The organism is Amycolatopsis sp. NPDC005003, from assembly GCF_053600695.1.
Genome location: NZ_JBSGAI010000119.1, coordinates 1 through 1,053, shown reverse-complemented (window position 1 = coordinate 1,053; position 1,053 = coordinate 1). Strand labels below are relative to the sequence as shown.

The window sequence follows — 1,053 nt, the reverse complement described above, 5'->3', positions numbered from 1 at the left end:
CTAGGGCCTGTATCGAAGTTGTCTCCGGCAGGTTGAGCTGGAGTTGACTGTGCTGGGCGTGTCGTCGGCCGAAATGAGTGAGGTCTCCGGTAGTTGGTTCGTCGACCAAGAAGAACCTGAACACCGGAGACCTCGTGGACACCCTAGCGGTGGCGGGGCGGTTTGACCTGACCGACGCTCAGTGGGCGGTGCTGGAGCCGTTGCTGCCCGCACCGTCGCGTCCGGGTCGACCGTCGATGTGGACGAAGCGGCAGCTGATCGACGCGATCCGGTGGCGGGGACGTACCGGTGCACCCTGGCGCGACATCCCCGCTGGATATGGCTCGTGGGCGGCGGCGTATGGGCTGTTTCGGCGGTGGCAGCGTGATGGCACCTGGAAGCGGATATTGACCGCATTGCAGGCGTTGGCCGAGGCGGCGGGACGGATCGTCTGGGACGTGAGCGTGGATTCCACGATCACTCGGGCGCATCAGCATGCCGCAGGTGCGCGGAAAAGGGGGATCTTCAGGCCGAGTCGCCAGGCGGGGTGACCGTCGAGCCGGATGATCATGCGTTGGGCCGGTCCCGAGGTGGGTGGACCACGAAGCTGCATCTGGGCTGTGAGCAGGGCCAGAAGCCGTTGTCGATCGTGCTGACCGCAGGGCAGCGCGGCGATAGCCCGCAGTTCATCCCCGTCTTGGCCGGGATCCGGGTGCCTCGGCTGACCGGTGGAGGGCGGCCGCGGACGCGTCCGGACCGGGTGCTGGCGGACAAGGCTTACACCTCCAAGGCCAACCGGGCTCACCTGCGCAAACGTGGGATCAAGGCGACTATCCCGAGCAAAGCCGACCAGGACGCGCACCGCAAGGCCAAGGGGTCGAAGGGCGGCCGGCCACCGGCCTTCGACCCCGAGACCTACAAACAGCGGCACGCCGTGGAATGCGGCATCAACAGGCTCAAACGCCACCGCGCCGTGGCCACCCGCTACGAAAAACTCGCCGTCCGCTACGAAGCCACCATCCACGTCGCCGCCATCAACGAATGGCTCTGACCGACTTCGATACAGGCCCTAGC

The 1,053-nt window shown here is 66.5% G+C and carries 1 protein-coding gene; it reads left to right on the top strand.

Annotated features, from left to right (window positions below):
• The first annotated feature begins 149 nt into the window (after positions 1-149).
• Positions 150-1,030 (top strand): IS5 family transposase gene (locus ACWED2_RS48320; protein WP_449697240.1). Its coding sequence is split into 2 segments (ribosomal slippage): positions 150-525 and positions 525-1,030, totalling 882 coding nucleotides; the frame shifts between segments, so codons are not numbered across the junction.
• Positions 1,031-1,053: the final 23 nt, after the last annotated feature.